Source organism: Ruminococcus hominis (assembly GCF_014287355.1).
Taxonomy (GTDB): Bacteria; Bacillota; Clostridia; order Lachnospirales; family Lachnospiraceae; genus Schaedlerella; species Schaedlerella hominis.
In genome coordinates this window covers 673,146-697,486 of sequence record NZ_JACOPE010000001.1, presented here as the reverse complement: position 1 = coordinate 697,486, position 24,341 = coordinate 673,146, and the positions used below count along the sequence as shown (strand labels likewise).

Annotated in this window: 23 protein-coding genes and 1 other annotated feature; of the genes, 3 read left to right on the top strand and 20 right to left on the bottom strand. The window is 39.4% G+C overall.

All coding sequences use genetic code 11. From position 1 onward, the window contains the following. Positions 1-52 precede the first annotated feature (52 nt). The gene (locus tag H8S40_RS03075) at positions 53-1,072 is read left to right on the top strand and encodes an AraC family transcriptional regulator (protein ID WP_118725308.1); all 1,020 of its coding nucleotides are present in this window, start codon (positions 53-55) and stop codon (positions 1,070-1,072) included. Positions 1,073-1,362: 290 nt separating this feature from the next. Here the strand turns inward: H8S40_RS03075 and H8S40_RS03070 are convergent, their stop codons facing one another. The 13 genes from H8S40_RS03070 to H8S40_RS03010 form a co-directional block, all read right to left on the bottom strand. Next, positions 1,363-2,538, bottom strand: a complete 1,176-nt coding sequence (locus H8S40_RS03070; protein WP_186864522.1) for an IS91 family transposase — start codon at positions 2,536-2,538, stop codon at positions 1,363-1,365. 2 nt (positions 2,539-2,540) lie between these two features. Continuing rightward, complete coding sequence (locus tag H8S40_RS03065) at positions 2,541-3,383, bottom strand: tyrosine-type recombinase/integrase (protein WP_186864521.1); 843 nt, start codon at positions 3,381-3,383, stop codon at positions 2,541-2,543. A gap of 277 nt (positions 3,384-3,660) precedes the next feature. Beyond that, positions 3,661-4,689, bottom strand: coding sequence for a S66 family peptidase (locus H8S40_RS03060; RefSeq protein ID WP_186864520.1), 1,029 nt, complete (start codon positions 4,687-4,689; stop codon positions 3,661-3,663). Between the two features lie 501 nt (positions 4,690-5,190). After that, positions 5,191-5,976 (bottom strand): hypothetical protein, encoded by a 786-nt coding sequence (locus H8S40_RS03055; protein WP_118738519.1) that lies wholly within the window; start codon positions 5,974-5,976, stop codon positions 5,191-5,193. A 778-nt stretch (positions 5,977-6,754) separates the two neighbouring features. Further along, positions 6,755-7,147, bottom strand: coding sequence for a 30S ribosomal protein S9 (rpsI, locus tag H8S40_RS03050; RefSeq protein ID WP_022076324.1), 393 nt, complete (start codon positions 7,145-7,147; stop codon positions 6,755-6,757). 26 nt (positions 7,148-7,173) lie between these two features. Further along, on the bottom strand, positions 7,174-7,602 hold the full coding sequence (gene rplM / locus H8S40_RS03045; protein WP_022076325.1) for a 50S ribosomal protein L13: 429 nt from the start codon (positions 7,600-7,602) through the stop codon (positions 7,174-7,176). Between the two features lie 231 nt (positions 7,603-7,833). After that, complete coding sequence (gene fliB / locus H8S40_RS03040; RefSeq protein ID WP_186864519.1) at positions 7,834-8,970, bottom strand: flagellin lysine-N-methylase; 1,137 nt, start codon at positions 8,968-8,970, stop codon at positions 7,834-7,836. Positions 8,971-9,047: 77 nt separating this feature from the next. After that, the gene (locus H8S40_RS03035; RefSeq protein WP_186864518.1) at positions 9,048-10,376 is read right to left on the bottom strand and encodes a M18 family aminopeptidase; all 1,329 of its coding nucleotides are present in this window, start codon (positions 10,374-10,376) and stop codon (positions 9,048-9,050) included. A 76-nt stretch (positions 10,377-10,452) separates the two neighbouring features. Further along, positions 10,453-11,088 (bottom strand): endonuclease III domain-containing protein, encoded by a 636-nt coding sequence (locus tag H8S40_RS03030; protein ID WP_022076328.1) that lies wholly within the window; start codon positions 11,086-11,088, stop codon positions 10,453-10,455. Between the two features lie 31 nt (positions 11,089-11,119). Beyond that, positions 11,120-12,220: an SGNH/GDSL hydrolase family protein gene (locus tag H8S40_RS03025; RefSeq protein WP_186864517.1), complete on the bottom strand. Its 1,101-nt coding sequence runs from the start codon at positions 12,218-12,220 to the stop codon at positions 11,120-11,122. A 10-nt stretch (positions 12,221-12,230) separates the two neighbouring features. Continuing rightward, positions 12,231-12,878: a 4'-phosphopantetheinyl transferase family protein gene (locus tag H8S40_RS03020; RefSeq protein ID WP_186864516.1), complete on the bottom strand. Its 648-nt coding sequence runs from the start codon at positions 12,876-12,878 to the stop codon at positions 12,231-12,233. Between the two features lie 6 nt (positions 12,879-12,884). Next, positions 12,885-13,544 (bottom strand): YkgJ family cysteine cluster protein, encoded by a 660-nt coding sequence (locus tag H8S40_RS03015; protein WP_118725364.1) that lies wholly within the window; start codon positions 13,542-13,544, stop codon positions 12,885-12,887. Between the two features lie 11 nt (positions 13,545-13,555). Further along, the gene (locus H8S40_RS03010) at positions 13,556-13,798 is read right to left on the bottom strand and encodes a hypothetical protein (protein WP_186864515.1); all 243 of its coding nucleotides are present in this window, start codon (positions 13,796-13,798) and stop codon (positions 13,556-13,558) included. Positions 13,799-14,006: 208 nt separating this feature from the next. Between H8S40_RS03010 and H8S40_RS03005 the strand changes: the two genes are divergently transcribed. Then, positions 14,007-15,317 (top strand): alpha-amylase family glycosyl hydrolase, encoded by a 1,311-nt coding sequence (locus tag H8S40_RS03005; RefSeq protein ID WP_186864514.1) that lies wholly within the window; start codon positions 14,007-14,009, stop codon positions 15,315-15,317. Between the two features lie 134 nt (positions 15,318-15,451). Here H8S40_RS03005 and tyrS read toward each other — a convergent pair whose 3' ends face one another. From tyrS to H8S40_RS02990, 3 genes are all read right to left on the bottom strand, one after another. Beyond that, the gene (gene tyrS, locus H8S40_RS03000) at positions 15,452-16,675 is read right to left on the bottom strand and encodes a tyrosine--tRNA ligase (RefSeq protein ID WP_117990932.1); all 1,224 of its coding nucleotides are present in this window, start codon (positions 16,673-16,675) and stop codon (positions 15,452-15,454) included. A 110-nt stretch (positions 16,676-16,785) separates the two neighbouring features. After that, positions 16,786-17,059: a binding site (T-box leader), on the bottom strand. A 175-nt stretch (positions 17,060-17,234) separates the two neighbouring features. Beyond that, positions 17,235-17,654 (bottom strand): iron-containing alcohol dehydrogenase, encoded by a 420-nt coding sequence (locus H8S40_RS02995; protein ID WP_118724955.1) that lies wholly within the window; start codon positions 17,652-17,654, stop codon positions 17,235-17,237. After that, positions 17,654-18,832: a pyridoxal phosphate-dependent aminotransferase gene (locus H8S40_RS02990; protein WP_186864513.1), complete on the bottom strand. Its 1,179-nt coding sequence runs from the start codon at positions 18,830-18,832 to the stop codon at positions 17,654-17,656. Before H8S40_RS02990 ends, H8S40_RS02995 begins: the two co-directional genes overlap by 1 nt. A 143-nt stretch (positions 18,833-18,975) precedes the next feature. Between H8S40_RS02990 and H8S40_RS02985 the strand changes: the two genes are divergently transcribed. Then, complete coding sequence (locus H8S40_RS02985) at positions 18,976-19,815, top strand: MerR family transcriptional regulator (RefSeq protein ID WP_118724957.1); 840 nt, start codon at positions 18,976-18,978, stop codon at positions 19,813-19,815. A 111-nt stretch (positions 19,816-19,926) separates the two neighbouring features. Here the strand turns inward: H8S40_RS02985 and H8S40_RS02980 are convergent, their stop codons facing one another. The 4 genes from H8S40_RS02980 to H8S40_RS02965 all read right to left on the bottom strand — a co-directional run bounded on the left by H8S40_RS02980 (position 19,927) and on the right by H8S40_RS02965 (position 24,333). Next, complete coding sequence (locus tag H8S40_RS02980; protein WP_118724958.1) at positions 19,927-21,321, bottom strand: FAD-binding oxidoreductase; 1,395 nt, start codon at positions 21,319-21,321, stop codon at positions 19,927-19,929. Next, positions 21,318-22,511, bottom strand: coding sequence for an electron transfer flavoprotein subunit alpha/FixB family protein (locus tag H8S40_RS02975; protein ID WP_118724959.1), 1,194 nt, complete (start codon positions 22,509-22,511; stop codon positions 21,318-21,320). The genes H8S40_RS02980 and H8S40_RS02975 overlap by 4 nt, the downstream gene beginning before the upstream one ends. A 62-nt stretch (positions 22,512-22,573) precedes the next feature. After that, positions 22,574-23,362, bottom strand: a complete 789-nt coding sequence (locus H8S40_RS02970) for an electron transfer flavoprotein subunit beta/FixA family protein (protein WP_118724960.1) — start codon at positions 23,360-23,362, stop codon at positions 22,574-22,576. A gap of 107 nt (positions 23,363-23,469) precedes the next feature. Beyond that, complete coding sequence (locus tag H8S40_RS02965; RefSeq protein WP_118724961.1) at positions 23,470-24,333, bottom strand: MurR/RpiR family transcriptional regulator; 864 nt, start codon at positions 24,331-24,333, stop codon at positions 23,470-23,472. Between the last annotated feature and the right edge of the window lie 8 nt (positions 24,334-24,341).

The window sequence follows — 24,341 nt, the reverse complement described above, 5'->3', positions numbered from 1 at the left end:
GCCGATGAAGGCGGATTTTTAAATATTTTTAAAAATATGGGAGGATATACCAATGTTGACGGATTCCGGACTGGATACTTATCTGCGAAAACACACTGCACAGGAAGAACAGAATCTCTTGGGAGCTACCAATGATTATCCCGGTATCGAGACAATCACCACGGCGTCGGGGGAACTCTGCTACTGTTTCACGCCTACCCCGCTCAGTATGCAGATGGCGCTCTCGGAGAACAAGGTTCTGGCCAATTACCAAAATTTTGCAGTCATCAAGCAGGACCGCTTTGAGACGGTTCCCCTGCATATTCACGAATGGCTGGAGCTTTGCTATGTCTATTCCGGCAGCTGTACATTTACACTCAATGACGTATCCCTCACTTTATCTGCCGGAGAGATTCTTTTAATCAGCCCGAATACGCCTCACCGCACGACAAAATGTAATGAAGAAGATATTATGATTAATTTTTTGATTACCAAAGAATATTTAAACAACAACTTCTTTGAGAAACTCGCAAAAAAGAATTTTATCACGCAATTTCTCATTGAGGCGCTCAACAGCCAGTCCCGACGGGATAACTATATCCTGTTTTCCGCCAAAAAAAGAAACCGGCTGACATTATTTGTCAACCAGTTTCTGTGTGAATTCTACTCGCCCTCCGTTACGTCCGTCGCCATGCTTGACGCACAGATGACTTTATTGATTTGCGAGTTAATCAATTACTTCCAGCACAACATGGAACTGGCAAGCCTCTCTTCCTCCAACCATATTTACGCCATCCTGCGTTATATAGAAACCAACTGCGCAGACTGTACGCTGGAATCGACCGCGGCTTTCTTCCATATGCATCCGAACTATCTCTCTTCGTATATCAAAAAGCATACAAACTATACATATAAACAACTCATCCAGAACCAGCGGTTATCACAGGCCGCCATGTTGCTGCGTACCACCACGCTGCCGACCTGCGATATCAGCATTGCCGTGGGATATGAGAATACTGGGTTCTTCTTCAAAAAATTTGAAGAAAAATACGGATGCACGCCAAAGGAATACCGCTGCCGGCAAACCATGTGATTCGCCATTGCCCAAATTGTTAAGGAAACAATCGGAGTTGTTGTAAACGAAAAAGCAGTCTTGCGGTTTTATCAAACTGCCCTTTCGTTTACATCAATTTCGATTTTTCCTTGGTGAACAAAGTCGCGTCCCTTTCGCCACTATCTATGGGAATTCAATCTTTACTCTCTTCTATAAGTTTATCATGTCTCGTGTTTTATTGACAGCTAGTTTTTGCCAAAAGAATTATTTTTAGGCATGACAAACAGACTCCCTTTGCGGAAGTTTTTTGAAGTATTCAGTTGTATATTTTAACATCTCATATACGCTAAAACAGATGGTGTATGCTTATCTGGAAGATGTGGAACCATTTTTCCGCCACAGGAAGAACACATGCATACATCTATGTTATATAGCAGCTTTATCATTTCAGCGGCACTTCGATTTTTCAATGCAGAAATATATTTTTTACATCCAAGCAGATTTCTACAGTGCGTCATCTTTTTGCTCTTGTTTCGGCACGACAGCAAACCATAGTGCCGGATTCTAACAAAACGTTTTGGAGGAACATGCATTAAAAATCGACGGATGAATTCCTCGCCTGGAACTGTTTTCTCTTTCCACTGACCTTTGTTTTTATAGTCTTTTACAGCATATGTAACAGTTGTTTCCGTCATGGACTTGATCCGATGATTACTGATTGCTATCCTGTGAGTATATTTCCCAAGATAATTTATGACTGACTGTGCTCCATTAAATGTTTCCTTACAATAAGCAACCCAGTCTTTTTTATAGCACTCATCGAGAAGTTCTTTGAAGCAATAGTGGTTTTGATATTTCTCCGCTGTATCATGAAACTCAAGCTTTGAATCATTCCACAGGCTTTTTAATTCGCACAAATATTTCCCACGGAACACTTTTGCAACGACCCCATACGGGAGAAAAAACTTCCCACCGGTATCTTTCCATTTGTTGTCCTTATCAAGTCCACCACCAAGAACAATGGTATGTATATGAGGATGATAATTCATTGCAGAACCCCATGTATGAAGAATACAGATATATCCGATGTCAGCTCCCAGATACTTTGAATCTTTTGCCAGTTCGTTCAGAGTGGAAGATGCAGCATGATACAGTGCATCATACAGAAGTTTCTGATTACTATAAATAACTGGATTCAATTCTTCCGGAACCGTAAAAACAACATGATAATAAGGTGTATCCAATACATTCTCCTTTTGTGCATCAATCCATTTTTCTTTCGGAAACTCCTGGCACATGGGACAACACCTGCTTCTGCATGAATTGTTGTGAACACTGATACAGCCACATTCCTCACAGACACTGATATTCACACCAAAAGCCCCTGTTTTACAGTTCATGATGTGAAAAGCGGTTTTTCTGTGGTGCGCAGGAATCTCATGTGTTTTTTTATAAACAGGATAAAACCGTTCAAAGACATCCTGTATCGTACATGATTTTTCCACGATTACTCACCACCCATCTCATCAAATGGGCTTTTAATACCGAGCAGAGTCTTATTACTTACATGAAGATAAATCTCTGTTGATCTTGGATCACGGTGTCCCAAAAGGGCCTGAATATATTTCACGTCACACCCGGCTTCGAACAGATGACTTGCGAAACTATGGCGCAAACAGTGTGTAGAGACATGTTTCTGAATTCCAGCCCTTTTTGCACTTTTATGGAAGAACTGAATGACACTGTCCTTCACAAGATAATCGCCAGTCCATGAACTTGGAAACAGAATCCCTGTTGGTCTGCCGCACTTAAACCAGTATTCCGTAAGTATCTCAAGTGTACGGTCAGCAAGCAGGGTATAACGGTCAAAACGACTTTTGCCATCACGGATGTGTATTGTTTTGTTTGTGCGTGAAATATCATCATAGTGAAGGTGCGTGACTTCTGATACCCGAAGACCACCTGAATACATTGTAGCAATCATGGCTTTATGTTTCAGGTTTGGCGTTGCATCCAGAATCGCTGATATATCTGCTTTCGTAAGTACGATTGGCAGGCTCCTGTCTCTTTTCATACGTGGGATATCATCGTCATCCCAATTCATCTTTAATACTTTTTTATAAAAGAAACGAATACCGGAATGATAGTGGTTGTATGTTTCCGGTGAAATCCCGGAAAGTCTTTTTTCTGTGAGAAATATGTCAACATCATCTGTTGTCAGAGCATCTATTGGCTTATCAGTATATTTTAAAAAGTGAGCAACACTTGTACAGTATGCATGAATAGTAGAATCTCTTAGATTCCGTTTGTTTGCAGCATTTGTAATCTGGCTAAATATTTCATCGTACATAATAAAATCCTCCATGTAAAATCAGTAGTTAATGAAAAACCCTGCTTACATGGAGGTGCATTAGCATAATAAAACCGCTTGTCAGAAAAGCGGTCAAATGGTATTCTTTTCATAGGCAGTGGTGTCTTTCTGTATTGAATTGTTTTGTGTGGTAACTTTACAATATCAAATACTGGTAAGAATTGCCATTGCCTATTTTATTATTGAGAAAAAGAAAGCTGTGCCACAGCCTTGGCAGGCCATCGCGCAGCGATTTTGTTCAATTGGAAGTTGTCTCTCAGTTTGCAAATCTGATTACTTGATTATCAATATCAACCGTTGCCACAACACCAAATGGAATGATGCAACGTGGCTGGGCGTGTCCGATATTGATATTGCACACTATAGGCAAATTCGGATGATCAATTACGTCTACCAGTATCTGTTTATATTCCTGCACATAAGTTTCATCCATCGGCTTTCCTATAAGAATACCTGAAATCACATCAAAAATGCCTGTTTCTTTTAGTGCGAGTACGGCTTTTCTGTATTTTTCAGGAGACATCTTCTCTTCACTGGATTCTAACAGAAGAATCTTTCCGACCCAATCTGCAATCTCTGGGAATAGTTTGTACTTCTTGCAAAAAAGCGGCATATCCACATAGCGTTCTCCATTGAAAAAATCATAAATGGAATCAATACAACCGCCAAGAATCTCTCCTGAGAAAACAGAATTGCCTTGCAGTAATTCAAAACCATAATCGGGATGATATTTTAAAGGTGTGCCAACTCGATCAATACCAAAATCCGTCCTTCCTTCATACCAGATTTCGCTGGGTCTGACTTCTTTTATCATTCCAGTACTTATCAGTTCTTCAAAATACTTTTGTGTATATGGGAGCATATCTTTGTCCAGTTCACAGACGTCCGCAAGGAAAGACTGCCCATAGAACGTTTTCATTCCAACCTTATGGAGCATAAAATGATTGATCGTCGTATCAGAAAAGCCAAGAAATACTTTATTGGAGACTGCATCTGCCAGTTCATTATGTTCAAACAGGAAAGGCAACAAGCGATATGTATCATCTCCACCAATTGCACAGAGAATCATATCAATCTCCGGATCACTAAGGGCTTGTAACAAATCAGCCGCACGCTTTTCAGGATGGTTTTTGACATATTCTATTCCTTTAAGGGCATGAGGCATAAATCGAACATTCAGGCCAAAGTCATTCAACCTTTTTATTCCTATATCTACCTCATGCTTAACAAAATCCTCTCCTATTGTTCCGCTCGATAAACTGACAATAGCGATATTCTTTATCATAATCTTTTCATCCTCCACAAATTCCTATTTTCTTAATTCTTCATCTCTGTTTTTTCTTTTCCAATTAATTAGTAGACCACTCGTGGAAATAACAAAAATTAATGCCGATGTTAGAGAAAAAATTCCATCAGTAACCACAAATATGAGAAACGTGGCTAATGGAATATAATTAAGAATACTTTTCAAAATTTTCATGTCAAATCCTCCTTTTTTAATCTCCTTTTTTTCTACTTGTATTTATTGTAAACTATTCTTTTAAAAAGTGATATATCAAATCCAATAATAAACAGCTCATATTGACTAAAATCTGCTTAATCTTATAGAAATATTTTGTTCTAAAAATAACGATTTGTTACTCACATGATATCATATTTTTGCTTCAATTACATCCACATAATTTTAATACACCACTACGTGACATCTTTTTATTTCGCTATTCATTTTAAACGTTTTGGTATCCTCATTTGCTCATGCAATACTTCTACAGATGCTTTTGGGTCTTTACAAATATTTCTCTACCAAACCTGCAACTATATTCTGGTTAAGCACATTCTGCTCAGTTTCAAAAGTAAGAATTAACCTTTCTCCAGGATAAATTCCATTTTTCTGATAAGATTCTATTTTACGCACTGCACTCCTTGCATACTCTTGATTATCCATCATCCCTTCATGTTCCCAATATATTTCTTGCTCTGTTTTCGAAGATAAGAATGTGAAATCCGGATATACTATACCATATCCTTTTAAATATAATGGTTTTTCATATTTATATAAAATCTTCTTTCTGTAAAAATAATCTGCTAATATTTTTTCTGATTTTGATCGTACTTGTTCTCCTTTTTCAGTCAGAAGAACTGGTGTGCCTTCTCTAAATTCTTTTCCTTGATAGGATGTTTCATACCATTTTTGCAACTTGTCTTCCCAGTTTTCCTCAAATGGAATAATCAATTTTTTCCGATCAGGATGTAGGGAATCATACAACTTTTTCATTTCTTCGTCTGTATCTACTTTTAATATTTTATTTATTTGACTAAGTTGCTCTTCTGCTTTATCTATAATTGATTTGTTATATGCTTTCTGAGCCAATTGTTTACTTAATATTATGTTCTTTTTTGGAATGTAAGTCCCATTCCGATCTGTCAGACAATGATAATAACGACATCTATTCTTGTGCTTTGATATTCTTAAATATCCTTCCGGCATATGAGCATTCTCCATTTTTGCCCTAGCTATAATCTCCTCTAAACGCTGTTGTTCTTCAATCAGTGATTCTTTAAAATTGTGCATAAGCAATTTCGCCTCCTACTTCTGGTTCTTAATTTATTCTTGATTTAGTTACTTAACTCTAATATTGGGGTATCTTTACCAGCCCATATAGTTCTCTTGTAGATAATTTTTTATAAACAGCTGTATCTACATTAGCTTGTTAAATGCTCTTGCAGATGCCTTTTTTAGAACTGTTGTATCTGCATCGGCTTGTTAAATACCTTTGCAGATGCTTTTTTTAGAGCTGCTGTATCTGCATTAGCTTGTTAAATACTCTTGTAGATGCTTTTTTTAGAACTGTTGTATCTGCATCGGCTTATAAAGCACCTTTGCAGATGCTTTTTTCCGTTAATATGCGAGAATTTTCATCTGCGACTTGCTTTTTTTCTACTTGCAGATACTCCCCTTTAAAAATTTGCATCCTCAAACTGCCTTTTCTCTATCTTGCAGATACTCCTCTTCAAAATTTTGCATCTTCAAACTGCCTTTTCTCTATCTTGCAGATACTCCCCTTTAAAAATTTGCATCCACAACTAGCCTTTCCGATAGCGTGCAGATACTTTGCCTGTTTGATTCAAAAAATCTCCAGCCGCAACTTGCTTTTTCTTTTAGTTTTAAATTCTAAATTTAATATATAAACTTAATATATGTTTTTAATTGGATTTTTACTGAATTTTTATTTTGATTTCTAATCTGAATTTTAATTTATTTTTGATAATAGATCGTTTTAGATATTTTTAGAAAAATCCCGGAAGCAAAATACTTCCGGGATAGAAAATACAATATTGAACAACAACGATTAACGTTTGCTGAACTGAGGTGCTCTACGAGCTCCTTTGAGACCGTATTTCTTACGTTCTTTCATACGTGGGTCACGTGTTAAGTATCCAGCTTTCTTAAGAACTGGTCTGTACTCAGCATCAGCCTCAAGAAGTGCTCTAGAGATACCATGACGGATAGCTCCAGCCTGTCCTGTGTATCCACCACCGTGAACGTTAACGATTACGTCAAATTTATCAACTGTTCCTGTAGCAACGAGTGGCTGACGAACAACTACTTTCAGTGTCTCCAGTCCTAAATACTCGTCGATATCTCTTTTATTAATTGTAATTTTTCCTGTTCCAGGTACAAGGTAAACTCTTGCGATAGATTTTTTTCTTCTTCCTGTTCCATAATATTTTGTATTAGCCACTGTAATGTCCTCCTTTCAACCTCTCATTAAAATGTCAATACTTCTGGTTTCTGAGCCTGCTGTTTGTGCTCTGGTCCAGCATATACGTGAAGTTTCTTAATCATGTCTCTTCCCATAGGTCCTTTTGGAAGCATTCCTTTAACAGCGAGTTCGATAACTTTTTCAGGTTTCTTAGCCATCATCTCTGCTAATGTAGTCTCTTTCATTCCTCCTACATAATCAGAGTGGTTGTAATAGATTTTCTGCTGAAGTTTCTTTCCTGAAACTTTAACTTTCTCTGCATTAACAACTACTACATAATCACCTGTATCAACGTGTGGTGTGTATTCTGGTTTGTTTTTACCTCTTAACACTTTTGCGATTTCTGAAGCCATACGTCCTAATGTCTGACCTTCAGCGTCAACCACATACCATTTTCTTTCAATCTTGTCTGGGTTAGCCATATAAGTTTTCATGGGTATTCCTCCTACTAATAATCATCATATAACATCGTTTTTTACTTTTTTTATATGAAATCAGCCTACTCCGGGGCTTTGGTGTATGCTGTTTCTCCTTTTTTCATGCTGTACTATTATATTATGTAAAACCTTGCTTGTCAATATATATTTTTTATTTTCTTACCCTTATTCACGACAAACGTTACTGTTCACAGTACCTGTGACCAGCAACGCTTTCTCCTATTCTCACTACCTGAATAACAATTTTTCTTCATCTAATATATTCCAATATCGTTTCAAGTTCTCATCCGAGTGCTCTAACTCTCTTGAATATCGATACGCAATACTGCACACATCTTCCAGATCAAGCTGCTTCTCATTTTTCAGCCAGGTTGCCGCCATCAAATTCCAGATAACACTGACTGCCGCCACCGCCATCTCTGCATTTACCAAAATGCGTTCATCATAAACAGCTCCACAAAAATATGTGTAAATAAAATACACCATCAATTGTTCGCACTGAATGTTCCAGTCCCACTGATACTCTGTCTGAATCCACTCGCTAAATTCATCCATAATCTCTGCATACACATCTTCACCTTTTCCAAACAGGCGGACTTGTGCCTCTTGAAGAAGCATATCCCACTCTTCTTTCAAAAGCTCCAATTGATATAAATCTTCTATCACTCTATGTGCAAACTGATATTGTGCTTTTATATTTTTTCTATATCTATCAACTTTTCTGCCAGCCGATGAAAAATATGCCTGCTTGCGATAATTTTCAATTACATCTCCGCAGCCGAACAACTCATCTGCATCAATGCGATTTTGCATATCATAGGCCAGCCCAAGGCATAAAACGATTCTATTTTCAATCGACAATTTCCGATTCTGCAGCAACTCGATCATCAGCTCTCTGGCATCCACTAACTGGGAATAGAGAAATGGTGAAAAATCGTCCCATTCTTCCTCTTCTTCTGTTTCACGATATTGAAATTTCACCTTTTCTTTCCTTGAAAGCAGCAGCTTTGCGACTTCCGGACAGGAAAGCGACAGGGACGCCTCTCTTACATTTTCAAATTCTTCCATATGTCTTGGATACTGTCTGCATGTTCTGCATAAGCTTTTTTCTCCAAGATTCAAATACATATCACACAAATTTTCTTCTGTTAAAAAAGCACATCTTTTTTCTTTATCTTGTTTAAATGTTTTTTGAAGCCAGTGTATGGAACGGTGAAGTTTCTTTTTGTACGCACTTTTTTCGCCTCGATATTTTTTCATCGATGCAGAATCAATTACAATCTGCCAGCCGGCACAGCAAGTATCTTCGCATTGTTCCGCTGTACATGTAAATTCTTTATAATAATCCGGTCTTGTATATAACATTTTATCCTAACCTCTATGTTATTCTTTGTTGAAAAATATTCTTCTTCGAACATCAAATTTCAATTCATTTCCCTGCATTATTGCAGCTCGTACACTCCATATTCCGTCTCTACACACGATGTTTCAAAAAATGTTTTTGCCGCCTCTACAAGATATCCTGTATCTTTTATTCCCGCAGTCTCATATGGTGAATGCATTGCCAGCTGTGGGAGTCCGATATCAACACTGTTCACAGCCACCTGATTACCGGAAATATTTCCAAGCGTAGAACCTCCCAGTATATCTGAACGATTATGGAAAACCTGTGTCGGAACATTTGCCTTTTCACAGATTTGTTTAAATACAGCAAATGCCATTCCGTCTGTTGTATATTTTTGATTTGCACTGATTTTAATCACAACACCTTCGTTTAACAACGGACGGTTTGTCGGGCAGGCTTTATCTGCATAATTTGGATGTACGGCATGTGCATTATCTGCTGACACCATAAAACTTGATGCAAGTAATCTGTGGTAGTCGCTGTCATTTCCTTCCAGGCTCTCATTGATTCTATACAACGTATCATATAAAAATGTAGATGCTGCTCCTTGCTTTGTTTCGCTTCCGACTTCTTCATTATCATAGACACAATGAACCGGTATACTGTTCTTTGTCTCTGCCTGCAAAAATCCTTTTAACGAAGCAAATGCACACTGTAAGTCATCCAGTCGTCCAATTGATAAAAATTCCTGGTTTGCACCCCATATACTTCCGTTCTGGCGATTGTACAAATACAAATCATTGCCTATGATTTGCTCTTTTTCCACCCCGGCTTCATCCGCGATCATCTGTGCAAATTCACCCTCTTCACCTGACATTGAAAATAATGGCAGCATATCTTTCTGTACATTATATTGATAGTTGTTATTTGCATCACGATTCATATGAATGGCGAGATTTGGAATCATCAAAAGATCGCGGTCTATCGAAACCAGCTTGCTCACAAGCCTATTTCCTTCCTTTATGATTACTCGGCCGGCAACCGACAGCGGTCTGTCAAACCATGGTGCACAGAGCATCCCGCCATATTTTTCTACGTTCAATTTCACATATGCCTGTTCCACCTTCATTTCCGGATTTTCTTTAATACGAAATGTTGGTGAATCGCTATGGCTTGCCATAATCTGAAATCCCTGTGGTTTTGTTTCTGGTATGCGAAATGCAATGATTGCTGAGCTATTTCGAATTACATAATATTTTTCTTTGCTCTGCAATTCCCATTTTTTTCCTTCCAGCAATTGCTGATAGCCTTCTTTATCCAATCTGTTTTTCATCTGTTCTACAGCATGAAATGCAGTTGGACTTTTTTCTATAAACTCAAATAATTCTTTTGTTATTTCAATGTCTTTTTCGTTTACTGCTTTCATTTCCTTTTAATTCGCCCTTCTATTAAATTTAACGTGTCCTTTATACCAAACTGTCTCATCTAACTATTCCGAAATCTTAAACACCTTTTTTCTTGCAAATATCTTCGAGACAACATTTATCACAATGTGGTTTTGTTCGTGCTGTGCAGACTTCCCTCCCATGATATACGAGTCTGTGACAGAAATCGCTTCCTTCTTCCGGCGGAATGATTTTCCATAATGCCATCTCTACTTTCTTTGGTTCCTTTATGCCGTCAACTAATCCAATGCGATTTGTCAGGCGGATGCAATGTGTGTCTGTCACAATTGCCGGTTTTCCATACACATCTCCCATGATCAGATTTGCACTTTTTCTTCCAACTCCCGGAAGTTTCAACAGTTCATCAAAATCATCCGGGACTTTTCCACCGTATTCTTCTTTTATCATCTTCATGCAGGCACTAATATCTCTTGCCTTACTCTTTCCAAGACCACACGGACGCACTATCGCTTCAATGTCCTCTACATCTGCCTCCGCCAATGCATTTACACTTGGATATTTTTCAAACAATCCTTCCACAACCACATTTACTCTTGCATCCGTACATTGTGCAGCCAGGCGCACACTAACAAGTAGTTTCCATGCATCATCATAATCCAATGTACACCCTGCATCTGGATATTCTTTTTTTAAACGTGCGATTACCTCTGCCGCCAATTCTTTTTTTCTCACTTCAATACCCGCCTTTTCTCTTTATCACGTATCACTTTTTACCACTCTGTTTATTTCTTTCTTCATTTTCTGTTTTCTTACGCAATAATGCCATAAGACCAACTGCAACTGCGAGTGATACACAGCTTACCACTGTCTTTCTTCTCTCTTTTTTTTCTTCCAGAGCTTTCTTTTCTGCTTCTTCCTGCTCCTTCTGACGTTTTGCTGCTTTCAGAGCTTCCTGTTTCTCCCGTTCCTGTTCTTCCCGGTATTCTCTTATTGCCTCAAATGGCTCTGAGGTTGCAGTTTCTTCCATCAAATCACATATCAGCTGTTGCCCTTCCTGGTTTGGATGAAGTCCATCTGACTGCACTTTTTCTCCTATACCGGAATCTAACAGCTCCACTACCTTATAATCATAATCATCAGCGTAAGATACAATGATATCATTCATCTTTGAAATCAGACCTTCAACAATACTGTTCAATGTTCCGGGAAGCTCCATGCTTTCTACCGGATTGTAGATTGTTGTAACTATCATCTCGCTATTTGCCGGTCGCATCGAATCAATATTTTCCATTGTAAGCTTCCAATCGTCTTCAAATGAGGTGTAATCCCAATTGCTGATTGCGCTGACTACTTTTACAAGCAGCAGCGGATTTGCCTTAATTCCGTCTTGCAACGCCGCTAAGGCCTGATTTGCCGTTGAAAACTTGGTATTATTGTTCAAAATTTCTTTTGATACCTTTTTAAACTGATTCATAAGATCATTTGCCCCAATCGTCACCGTCACAAAATCAGCTTTTTTTAAAGACTCCTGCACTTGTTTTCTTTTCAAAATAACAGAATTCAGCTTCGTTGTTGTCAATCCGTTCTTTGTATCTTTTGACAGCTCAACATCTTCTCCCGCCATTTCTTCCAAATCATGTGCAATCAATTGCGGATAACTAATAATCTCTGATTCTGGATCTGCACTATATCCATTTGAAATACTGTCTCCCAAAGCGACATACTCTAAAATACCATCATCTTGCATTTCAACTGCTTCTGATTCTTCCGCCACCGCACAAATCGGTGTAGCGATACTGCCCAGCATAGCTGCCGCCATTACTATTCCTAATATTCTTCCTGTTCTCCACTTATGTTGTCTCATTTTTTACACTTCATTTCTTTACGCATAAACATATTGCTGCTTTATATTTTGTTCCTTTTTTATCTGTTATTTCCAACTCTTGAAAATCATATTCTTCTTTATTTATATGTTGTCTTATCTCAACACGTTCTCCTAATTGAAAGCAAAACGAATCCAATGGCAATTTCATTCCAAGACCTGTCACTTTCATAAAACTTTCTTTTAATGTCCACAAACGATAAAATTCTTCACATCGTCTATGTTCATCCTCTATTTTCATCAAATACTCATATTCTTCCGGACAAAAAAAGCGTTCCGCCAATTTTTCTTGCGGTTTTCCGATTTCTTCGATATCACACCCTACTTCCCGGTCTGAAAACACTGCAAAAACCATATTTCCGGAATGTGATAAATTAAAATGAATCTCCGGATATTCTTCCAGATAGGGCTTTCCATTCTCTCCTGTTTTAATTTTCACATTACGCTCGCAAATATTATATTCTCGTAGCCCCCGCTCCAGCAAAACGCCTGCCCCAAGAGATAATCTTTTCGCGTTGTCCACCCGATATGCATCGATTTTCTTCTGCCTGCCCTTTGAAAGCATCGCATAATGTTTCTGAAAGCACTGCGGATCTTCGAATTTTGTAACATCCAACTGATATATTTTCACTTGTTCCATTTTCACTTAAATTCCAAGTGTATTTTTCACTTGCTGAAGCCTTTCATAAAATTCTCCATAGAATTCTTCACTCTCATATGCTGTCTGGTAAAACATTTTCAAAACATATAGATTTAAAATTCTTGTATTCTCTTCATCCAAAGTCTGTATTCCTGCTTCACAATCCAGCAAAAACCGGTGCCAGTCTGCTATGTATTTCTCGTATGCTGACAGATTTGGAATTCCCAGCCATTTTTTAATCTTTACTTTTCCGCGATTTTCTTTTTTACATTCATAAATTTGTAAAAAATATTTGAATCCTTCCTCTTCATAATAACGTCCCAACGGAAATAATCTGCAAATTCCCGGACGAAATTCATGTACGCTGCAACGTCCTTCGGCATTTAAAAATGCACACGCCTCTGTCTGTCCTGCTAATTTTAAATTAGGCAGAATCATACCATCCACTACATTGAGCTCAATATATTCCTCCATGAGTGCCGCAAAATCCAATCCAATCCCTCTTTGCAGACGCCAGATATCCATCGGATCTAATACTATGGAAGTTCCCATCCCATGGCAGCACGCCGAACACCCCTGACAGTCAAAGCAGTCTGCTTTTACCATATCATTTGCTGTATATAATCTTCCATCTGAAATCTCACTCAACTCAACATTCCGTTTCATGTTTTTCTTCCTTATTCATTCATATTTAAATTTTTCAATAACTCGATCAATTCCAAATCTGACTGCTGCACTTTAATATTACTTGTCATGCTTTTGCCTTCCGGTGTGCGCACTGTCATTTCAATAACCATGCCTTCTTTAACACCTTCTGCTCCAACAGCTTTAAAAAACGGCATTACTCTTGGGTGATTTGCGTTAAATGTTTTTAATGCTGACTGTAATTTCATCATTGTTCCAATATTTCCAAAATTCATGATTTTTTCGCCTTTCTTATTTCAATTTTACAACTCTTTTTCATGCATTTTATTTTGCCCTTTCCTTTAGAAAATGTCAAGCCGAAGCCTTTCACTGAAAAATCATATTTTTTAAATTTCCTCTATATTTTTTATCACTTTTTACCAATTTATGTTATAATAAAAAGGATTTTTACTAGATTTTTAACAACAGGAAGAGGTGTTTTTTATGTGGGCTTATAATGAAACTTTTTATCAAATATATCCGATTGGATTTTGCGGTGCGCCGGTGCATAATGATGGGGTGACTGTTCCGAGGATCAAGAAGATTGGTGAATGGAGCGAATACCTTGAGACATTAGGTATCGGTTCTATTATTTTAAATCCTATATTTGAATCTGATAACCATGGTTATGATACTCGCGATTTTAAGAAAATAGACTGTCGTCTCGGAACAAACGATGATTTTAAAGAAGTTTGTCAGACACTTCATGAGCATCATGTAAAGATTATGCTGGATGGCGTATTTAACCATGTCGGACGCGGCTTCTGGGCATTTCAGGATGTACAGGAGAAAAAATGGGATTCTCCTTATAAAGACTGGTTCCACATCAGCTTTGACGGAAACAGCTGTTATAATGATGGCTTCTGGTATGAAGGATGGGAAGGACATTTTGAACTGGTAAAATTAAACTTACAGAATCCTGCAGTCGTAGATTATCTGTTAGACTGTGTTCGTTTCTGGATTGAAGAATTCGATATTGACGGACTACGTCTCGATGTTGCTTATAGTCTGGATCACAATTTCATGCGTCGTTTACGCCATTTCTGTGAAGAATTAAAACCGGGATTTGCATTGATTGGAGAAGTGCTCTTTGGTGATTACAATATTATTGTAAATGATGAGATGCTTCACAGTTGTACAAACTATGAATGTTATAAAGGCATTTACTCTAGTTTTAACAGCATGAACATGTTTGAGATTGCACATTCGCTGAACCGTCAGTACGGTCCTGAGCAGTGGTGTATTTATCGAGGAAAGCATCTTATGAACTTTGTTGACAACCACGATGTTACTCGTATTGCCAGCATTCTCACAAACAAGAATCATTTACCACTGACTTATGGTATTTTATTTGGTATGCCTGGCATTCCATGTATCTACTATGGAAGTGAATGGGGCGAAGAAGGTGTCAAAGCCCCGGATAATGATTATGCACTTCGTCCATGTTTCGATGCTCCGAAACCAAATGAATTGACTGAGCTTATCGAAAAGCTCATTGTAATCCGCCGTGAAAGCGATGCACTTTGTAATGGTGGATACCACAATGTCGTTCTTACAAATCACCAGCTTGTCTTTGAACGCCGCAGCGACAGCGAACGGGTTCTTGTTGCGATCAACGCCGGGGATTGTGACTTTACTGCCGGAAATGGTGAGTTGAATGGAGATTATACTGAATTGATCACAGGTGAAACCGGAAACCTGTCAGGATCACTCAATATGCCGGCTTATAGTATTCAGTATTTGAAGATGAACTAAGGGGAGAGACCAACGGGGACGGGGAGACCAATGGGGGACGGAGTTTTCTGGCTTTTTGTTAACAAAAAGCCAGAAAACTCCGTCCCCCATTGGTCTCCCCGTCCCCGTTGGTCTGCCCCCGTTTGGCACTAGTTCTATTTCACAACTACTTTACGGAAATTTTTCTTTCCTTTTTTCAGGACAATTCCTTCTCCTGCAAATTTATCTTTTTCAATTGTCGCATAGATATCTGTCACTTTCTCACCATCTACTGCAACTCCGCCCTGCTGTACAGCACGTCTTGCTTCTGATTTTGAAGATACAAGTCCACTCTTAGCAAGCAATGTAAGAATATCAATTGTTCCTTCTGTCAAATCTTCTTCTGTTAATTCTGCTGTTGGCATATCAGCTGCATTTCCCTGGCTGAATAATGCACGGGCGCTTTCCTGTGCACGAACTGCTTCTTCTTCACCATGAACGAGTTTTGTTAATTCAAATGCAAGGATTTCTTTTGCTTTGTTCAACTGGCTTCCTTCCCATGAATCCATTTCATCAATCTGCTCTAACGGAAGGAATGTCAACATACGGATACATTTAAGTACATCAGCATCCGCTACATTTCTCCAATACTGGTAGAAATCGAATGGAGATGTTTTGTTTGGATCAAGCCAAACAGCACCTGACTGTGTTTTTCCCATCTTTTTACCTTCTGAGTTCAGAAGCAGTGTGATTGTCATAGCACTTGCATCTTTACCAAGTTTACGACGAATCAGCTCTGTACCACCGAGCATGTTTGCCCACTGGTCATCTCCACCGAACTGTAGGTTACATCCGTAATTCTGGAATAACTCATAGAAATCGTAGCTCTGCATGATCATGTAGTTAAATTCAAGGAATGTAAGTCCTCTTTCCATACGCTGTTTGTAACACTCATGTGAAAGCATACGGTTTACGCTGAAATGTGCACCTACTTCGCGGAGTACTTCGATGTAATTCAAATCCATCAGCCAGTCAGCATTATTTACCATCAATGCCTTACCTTCTGAGAAATCAATGAATTTACTCATCTGCTCTTTGAAACAGTCACAGTTATGCTGAATCTGCTCCGGTGTCATCATCTGACGCATATCAGATCTTCCTGATGGATCACCGATCATAGCTGTACCGCCACCAATCAATGCGATTGGTTTGTTTCCTGCCATCTGCAGACGTTTCATCAGACATAATGCCATGAAATGTCCGACATGAAGGCTGTCTGCCGTTGGGTCAAATCCGATGTAAAATGTTGCCTTTCCGTTGTTGATCAAATCTGCAATCAGTTCTTCGTCTGTAACCTGTGCGATCAGGCCACGTGCTTGTAATTCTTCGTAAAGTGTCATGTTTGTTCTCCTTTTCTTCTTGTTTTTCTTTTTGAAATATACTGTGCGAAGGGACAAGTTATCTCTTTTTGTCAAATCTTAGCAATAAAAAAATCCCGCCCCTACAATTTCGTAAGGACGAGATATCATTCCCGTGGTACCACCTTTATTCACAACAGATTCACATCTGCTGCCTCAACAGCAACTGCCGTTTCTAAAAAACATTGATTGCCGTGGCATGTTAACGTCTGCCGATCCGTCACAGCCTACTTGCATCCGATCAGGACCCGTTCGGTGTGCAGCTCCAAGAGGTATTCACAATCCATTCCTTCATGCGCCTCTCATCTGCCGGCTGCTTTCTGTATGGGTGTAAAGATTGCTACTTTTTCTTTTCAAAGCCTTTTGATTTTTCATCTGTTTACAAGCCTAACCGATTTGAGGAGCTTTGTCAAGATAGTTTCCACATTTCCTCTGTTTTCCACTTTTTACAGCACCAGGTTCGCAAAGAGTACGATCAACAGAATCTGCCAATGCCTGTTCCCCGTACTCCAGCAACGGCGCATAACACATATTGCTGATTTCACGGCCAAGTGCTGAACTGTATGTCAGTTGATCCACTCGAACGACAAAATGACATTCGAAATATTTTCCGATCGTATCTCCCATTCCCGCCTGCAGATACTGATCCGGCACCTTTTGCAGTATCCAGTGCTTTGCCGCCTCCCATTCCAAAGATCATATCCGCCTGCACTTCTTTCGCCCGCTGTGCAAGGCGATGTATTTTTTCATAAGTACACTCCTGTTCAAACAGCACAATATCCACGATCGCGTATTCGCTTCCTTCTATTGCAGCCTCCAATCGCGCCTTTCCTGCACACAACGCTTTCACGCCGCCAAACAGAAGGATCCGCTTTCCGTATCTTGCACACACATTCGTTACATTGTCATATGCATGCTCTCCAATCGAGTAATTGCAAAAATAAATACTTTCTGTATTCATTATTTCACTAGCTCCTGTAACTTCGCCAAACGGTTCAGTGCCTCATCCATCGTCGATTTTTCTCTCGCAAAATGCAGTCGGATCAAGTTGTTTACTTCTTCTTTGAAGAAACTGGATCCCGGAACTGCTGCCACTCCGATATTCCGAATCATCCATTCACAGAATTCCAGATCTGTATATCCTGCAAACTGTGGCAGATTGAGATATTCCTGAATGTCGATCATCACAAAATAAGTTCCCTGCGGAACATTGTGCTTCAGACCGATCCGATCCAGCCCATCAAGGAAATACGCACGCTTTTCCGTGTAAAGCTCCAGCAGATCATCATAGTATGACTGAGGGAAATTCAATCCTGTCACAGCTGCTTCCTGCAATGGTGCTGCCGCTCCGACAGTCAGGAAATCATGTACCTTCTTCGCTGCCTCAATCACTTCTTCCGGTCCGATCAGATAACCAAGTCTCCAGCCGGTGATGGAATATGTTTTGGAAAGAGAATTACATGTAATCGTATGCTCATACATTCCCGGCAGGGATGCCATGCAAGTGTGATGATTCGGTGCATACACCATATGCTCATATACTTCATCCGTCACAACAAATCCATCGTATTTCACCGCAAGCTCTCCGATTGCAGTTAATTCTTCTTCTGTAAACACCTTTCCGCACGGATTGGACGGGTTACAGACAATGATTGCCTTCGCCCCCTGACGAAAGCCTTCTTCCACCAAACGGATATCAAATCCATACTCCGGCGGTACGAGTGGAATGTAGATTGGCTCTGCTCCGGAAAGAATCGCATCCGCTCCGTAGTTCTCATAAAACGGAGAGAATACCATCACCTTGTCCCCCGGATTACAGATTGTCATCATCGCACACATCATCGCCTCTGTTCCACCACAAGTCACTACGATTTCTTTCTCCGGGTCAATCTCTCTTCCGATTGCTCCCCCCTGCTTTCTTGCAAGTGCCTCTCTGAAATTCTCCGCACCAAATGTCACGGAATATTGATGTGGTCCTGCATATGCAGCTTTCGCAAGTGCATCCATAATCTCCTTCGGCGGATCAAAATCCGGAAATCCCTGCGATAAATTGATTGCTCCATATTCGTCGCTGATTCTTGTCATTCTGCGGATGGCGGAATCTGTAAATGTTTGAACTCTGTCACTTAATCCTGGCATAATATTACCTCCTCTCTTCGCGATTCCCTGCAAACGGAACCGTCATACTCTCTTTTGTTTTTTTTCTGTATTGATTTACCATAAATCGGCAACTATAATAAAGTATACCGTTACGGTATAGTCAATAGGATAAGCGAATAAATATGCGGAAATTAAACAAACCATGTATAAAAACCGGGAATTTTGCAAAATTATGCAATACAAATAAACGAACTTTGTTCCATTACGATGAAATCGGTCTGTTCTCACCAGTTCTGACTGACGACAAGGGATACCGATATTACACAAAAAGCCAATGTGATGTATTTTTTACAATCACATGTCTGAAAGACATTGGAATGCCTCTGAAAGAGATCAAACAATACATTGATTCCAAAGATCCTGAAAATCTGAAACAATTATTGTTGGAACAGCAGGAAAAAGTACGACTGGAACTGAAGCATCTGAAACGAATCGAACAGGTCATCCAGACAAAACTGGAATTACTTGAGATTGGCGAACGCCTTGAATTTGACGGAACTGTCTCATCTGTGACACTGGAGAGCTGTCCGGAAGAATATCTGATCACAAGCCCGGCTCTGAATTCCAGCGACAACACGGAACTCTTTCCGGCACTGTGCCAGCATATCAGCTACTGCTGCCACGAGGACTTGACCACGGAGCATCCTTATGGTGCCATTATCTCAGTCAATGCAGCCCGCCACAATCTCCCGGATACTTATCTCTATTTCTTCACAAAAATCGCATTCCCATCGGAACATCATTCCTGTATGATCAAACCGGCGGGCACTTATGCTGTCTGCTATTTAAAAGGGGATTATTATGACGCTTCTCTGGCGTACCATGCATTGTTCGCCTTTCTTGAAAGCAATGGTCTCACACCAGGAGAATTCTGCTATAAAGAAGCCATATTTGATGAACTGGCCGTGGATGACGAAACGAACTACATCACCCGAATTTCTTTTCCAATTGTGTCTTTTTAATGTATTAGCAATTGTGGGGATTTCTATGTCTTAGACACACTACGTTATCCAAGACAGTAGGAATCCACACAACAAGAACACCTTGGGGAAACGGCGAAGATGCGGCGTAATCTATTCTCCACTAATCACTTTTCCCGGATTCAACAGACCTTTCGGATCAAATACTTGTTTTATTCCACGCATAATCCTTATCTGTTCTTCTCCAATCTGCTCTCTCAAATATTCTTTTTTTGCAAATCCAATTCCATGTTCACCTGAAACAGCACCACCAACTTCCGCAGCCTTTTCATACATCTCTTCAAAAACCTTTTCCAGTTTTTCTTTCCAGACTTGTTCATCTAATTTATCCCTGCATATGTATATATGCAGATTTCCATCACCTGCATGTCCAAAACTTGGAATTCGAATATCATACTTCATTGCAAGTTCATGTGTATACCTGATAAACTCAGCAATTCGATTTCTCGGAACAACAACATCACATTCATCCATTTCTGTCGTTGATGCTTTAATTGCTTCCAAAAATGCCCCTCTTGCGGACCAAACTGCATCTTTTCGTTCTGGAGTATCCACCAAAAAAACATCTAAAGCGCCGTGTTCCAGACAATATCCAGCAACTTTATCATACTCTCTTTCTACTTGGGCTTCTGAATTTCCATCAAATGTCAACAATAAATATGCCGGATTTTTTGTATCTGGGAATTTCTTTCCAAGAAATTCCTCTGCGAAACAGATTACCTCTCGTTCCATAAATTCAATCGCTGTTGGACTGGATTTCAATCGAATAATTTCCGGTACCGCCCCAATTGCATCTTCCATTTTTGCGTATGGAATTAACAGGCTAACACTTTTCTCCGGCAACGGAACTAACTTCAAAATCAACTCTGTAATAATAGCAAGTGTTCCTTCAGATCCTATTAACAGATCTTTCAGACTATACCCCGAACTGTTCTTTACGATTTTTCCTCCCAGATGTTCAATTGTTCCATTTGGTAGTACCACTGTCATTCCACGGACATAATCCCTTGTAACACCATACTTTACTGCTCGCATACCTCCTGCATTCGTACTTACATTCCCACCAATAGTTGCGGATTTTTCTCCTGGATCTGGTGGATACAAAAACTGATGATCTTCTGCATATTTGGCCAATTCCATTAAAAGAACACCTGGTTCAACTGTAACAGTCAGATTCTCTTCATCCAATTCCAGAATATGATTCATCATCGTTGTTTCCAACATAATTCCACCTTTAATAGCAACTGCTGCACCAACCAGACCTGTTCCTGATCCTCTCACCACAACCGGAATCTCCTGTTCATATGCATATTTCATAATCGCGGCAATTTCCTCTGTAGACAATACCTTAATCAGAATATCCGGATATCCTGATACTCCCCCCAATTCATCATGACTATAGTCTTCACCTATTTCTTCTCCAATCCATACACGAGAAGAATCTACTATTTTTTTTAAAAAGGATAGCTGTTCATTTGTCAGACTCATTTTGTACCTCCTTTCAGCTGTGCTAAAAGCTGCGGAAGAATCTCATATAAGTCTCCCACAAAACAATAATGCGCTACATCAAATATACTTGCATTTTTATCCTGATTAATTGCAACGATACACTCTGCACCTTTCATTCCCGCAACAAACTGTACTGATCCAGAAATGCCAATTGTGATAATCAATTTTGGCTTTACAGTTCTTCCACTCAGGCCAATCTGTCTCTTGGGATCAAACCACCCCGCTTCAATTAACGGACGAGTACACGCCATCTGCGCCCCCAATTTATCTGCAAATTCCTGAACCAGTGTCAAATCATTCTGACTTTGCAAACCTCTTCCAACAGCTACAATTACGTCTGCTTCCGCAATATCAATCGTCTTTGGCTTTTCGATTTTCTTCTCCAACTGAACCTTTGACTGCATCTTTTCTTCAGTCAATACCATTTTTTCAATGTGTCCTGACACCTCATCTGTTCTTTTGGGTGCCGAAAACACTTTATACCGCACTGTACAAAACTGTGGCCGAGAATTCGGGGTAATAATCTGCGCCATAATATTTCCGCCAAATGCTGGTCGAATCTGTACAAGATCTGTATTATCCTTCATTTCCAACACCGTACAATCAGCTGTTAATCCTGTATGAAATCTTGCCGCTGCTCTCGGAGCAAGTGAACGTCCCTTCACCGTAGCACCAAACATCATCACGGAAGGATGAACTTTTTCCACAAAATCCCCCACCACATTTGCATAAGAATCAACTTGATATTCTTGCAACAGTTCTGCATCATAACAATATACACAGTCTACTCCATAATGTCTCAATTCTTCTGTTGCATCTTCTAGCCCACACCCAACTAACAATGCATATACAGGATGCGCATTTACCTTCGCTAGTTCTCTTGCTTTTCCTAGCAGTTCATACACAACCGGATGTATCTTCCCATCTTCCCATTCTGCAAATACAGCAATCCCATTCCAAAGACTTTTATCTATTTCTTCTACTTCCTCTTCTTCATAAGTTACAACTCCTGAGACTCCGTTCTTTACACATAACTTACACATTTTACATCCTGCACCGATTTCCAATTTTCCTTCGTTATAAGAAATCGCATGGAACGGACAAATCTCACACATTTTTTCTGCAATTTCAGGAGTTACTGACTCTTGATGAACTTTTAAAAATCCCATTTCATTTCCTCCATCACATTTCGTTATGTTCAACGCAATAAATGCGTAGCCCCAACAAATTCTTACACAAATTTTTTCTCATGAAGTAATCCAAACAATACATTCCCTAATTCTGACGCATCACCTTCATAACGTTGACTCGACATATTTTTTTCCGGTGGAAAAATGCGTTCTACCTGAGTTGGAGACCCCGCCAAACCATAATGCTTTTTATCCTTATCTGCGAAATCAGCAAGTGTAATTGTCTCTATTTCCAATTCTCTTTTTTCCAATTTTCTTTTATATGATGGAAGTCTCGGAGTATTCGCATCCTTCTCAATTGTCAAAAGACACGGCATTGCCAACCGTAGTTCTCTTTGGTAATTCTCTTGATTTTCTAAAACAATAATATCATTTTTCTCTACTGCAACTACTTGTTCTACATTTGCCACATGCACCATATGCAGACATTCTGCCATCTCTGGTCCAACTTGTGCAGTATCCCCATCTGTTGTCTGTTTTCCGCAGATAATCAAATCATATTGACCTGCCTTTTGAACTCCTTGGCTTAACGTATAACTCGTTGCAACAACATCGGCCCCTGCAAAACTGCGATCACTGATTAGAATTCCTTTGTCAGCCCCCATATAAACTGCCTCTTTTAACACTGCTGCGGCCTGCCCGGGCCCCATAGAAATCACATCAACGTTTCCTCCATACATCTCCCGAAGTGATAATGCTTGTTCAATCGCAAACAAATCAAACGGATTCATTTTTGATTCTACTCCATCCCGTTTCAAAACTCCGGTTTCCTCATCCACTTCAACCATTGTTGTTCCCGGAACCTGCTTAATACAAACAAGAATTTTCATGTTTTTCCTCCTACACTACACTTTTACCTGCTTTTTGGGTATACAAAAAACACCTCACCATATGTTTGTCTATGCCTGAGGTATCTTTTGCTCTTTTCCCAATCGATCTAATACATCTTATCGATAATTGACTGAGATGTTTTTTGATTGTTTTCGTAACTATCATCGTATGTCTTACGATAAAATTCTATGTATAGCACATCCATAATAAACATCTGACTCATTACTGCTGTCGTTGAGCCACCTTGCAGTGGTCCTTCATTCGCACCACAAAGCAGAACAACATCAACATAATTCGTCAGTGGTGACTTTTTATGTTTGGTAATTCCTGCTACATACGCTCCTTTGCTCTTCGCCAGTTTTGCAAAAAGAAGAGAATCCTTTGTGGATCCTGAATAGGACACCACAATTGCAACATCATCTGGCTCGAGTGTAGATGCCACCATCGTCTGCATATGTGAATCTGTAAAGCAGTACACCTTGTTGGAAATACGCAAGAACTTATTTGTGAAAGACATCGCCATCACCTGACTTGCACCAACACCGAAGAAGAAAATCCGTTTTGCACTTATCATCTTATCGACTAATGCCTCAATAGTATCTTCGTTAAGCAGTGCATTCGTTTCCATCAATACACTCATATTTGAATTTAATAATTTTTGAACCATCATCGAAAAAGAATCTTCCATTCCAATATTTCCGTTTAATGTCTCTTGTTCACTTTTTTCTTCTTCGTTCTGCATACTTAAAGATAACTGGATTCTGAATTCCTGATAACCTTGTAACTTCATACTTTTACAAAATCGAAACACAGTCGTCTCTCCGACCTTGCAGGCTGCCGCAAGATCTGTAATGGACATAAAAAGTACCTCCTGTGCATTCTCTAAAATGTAATCTGCTACCTTTTTTTCTGCCTTTGTCAAATACTGATACTCCAAACGTATCTGTGTTATAAAATTATCTTGATTCATAATCCTCC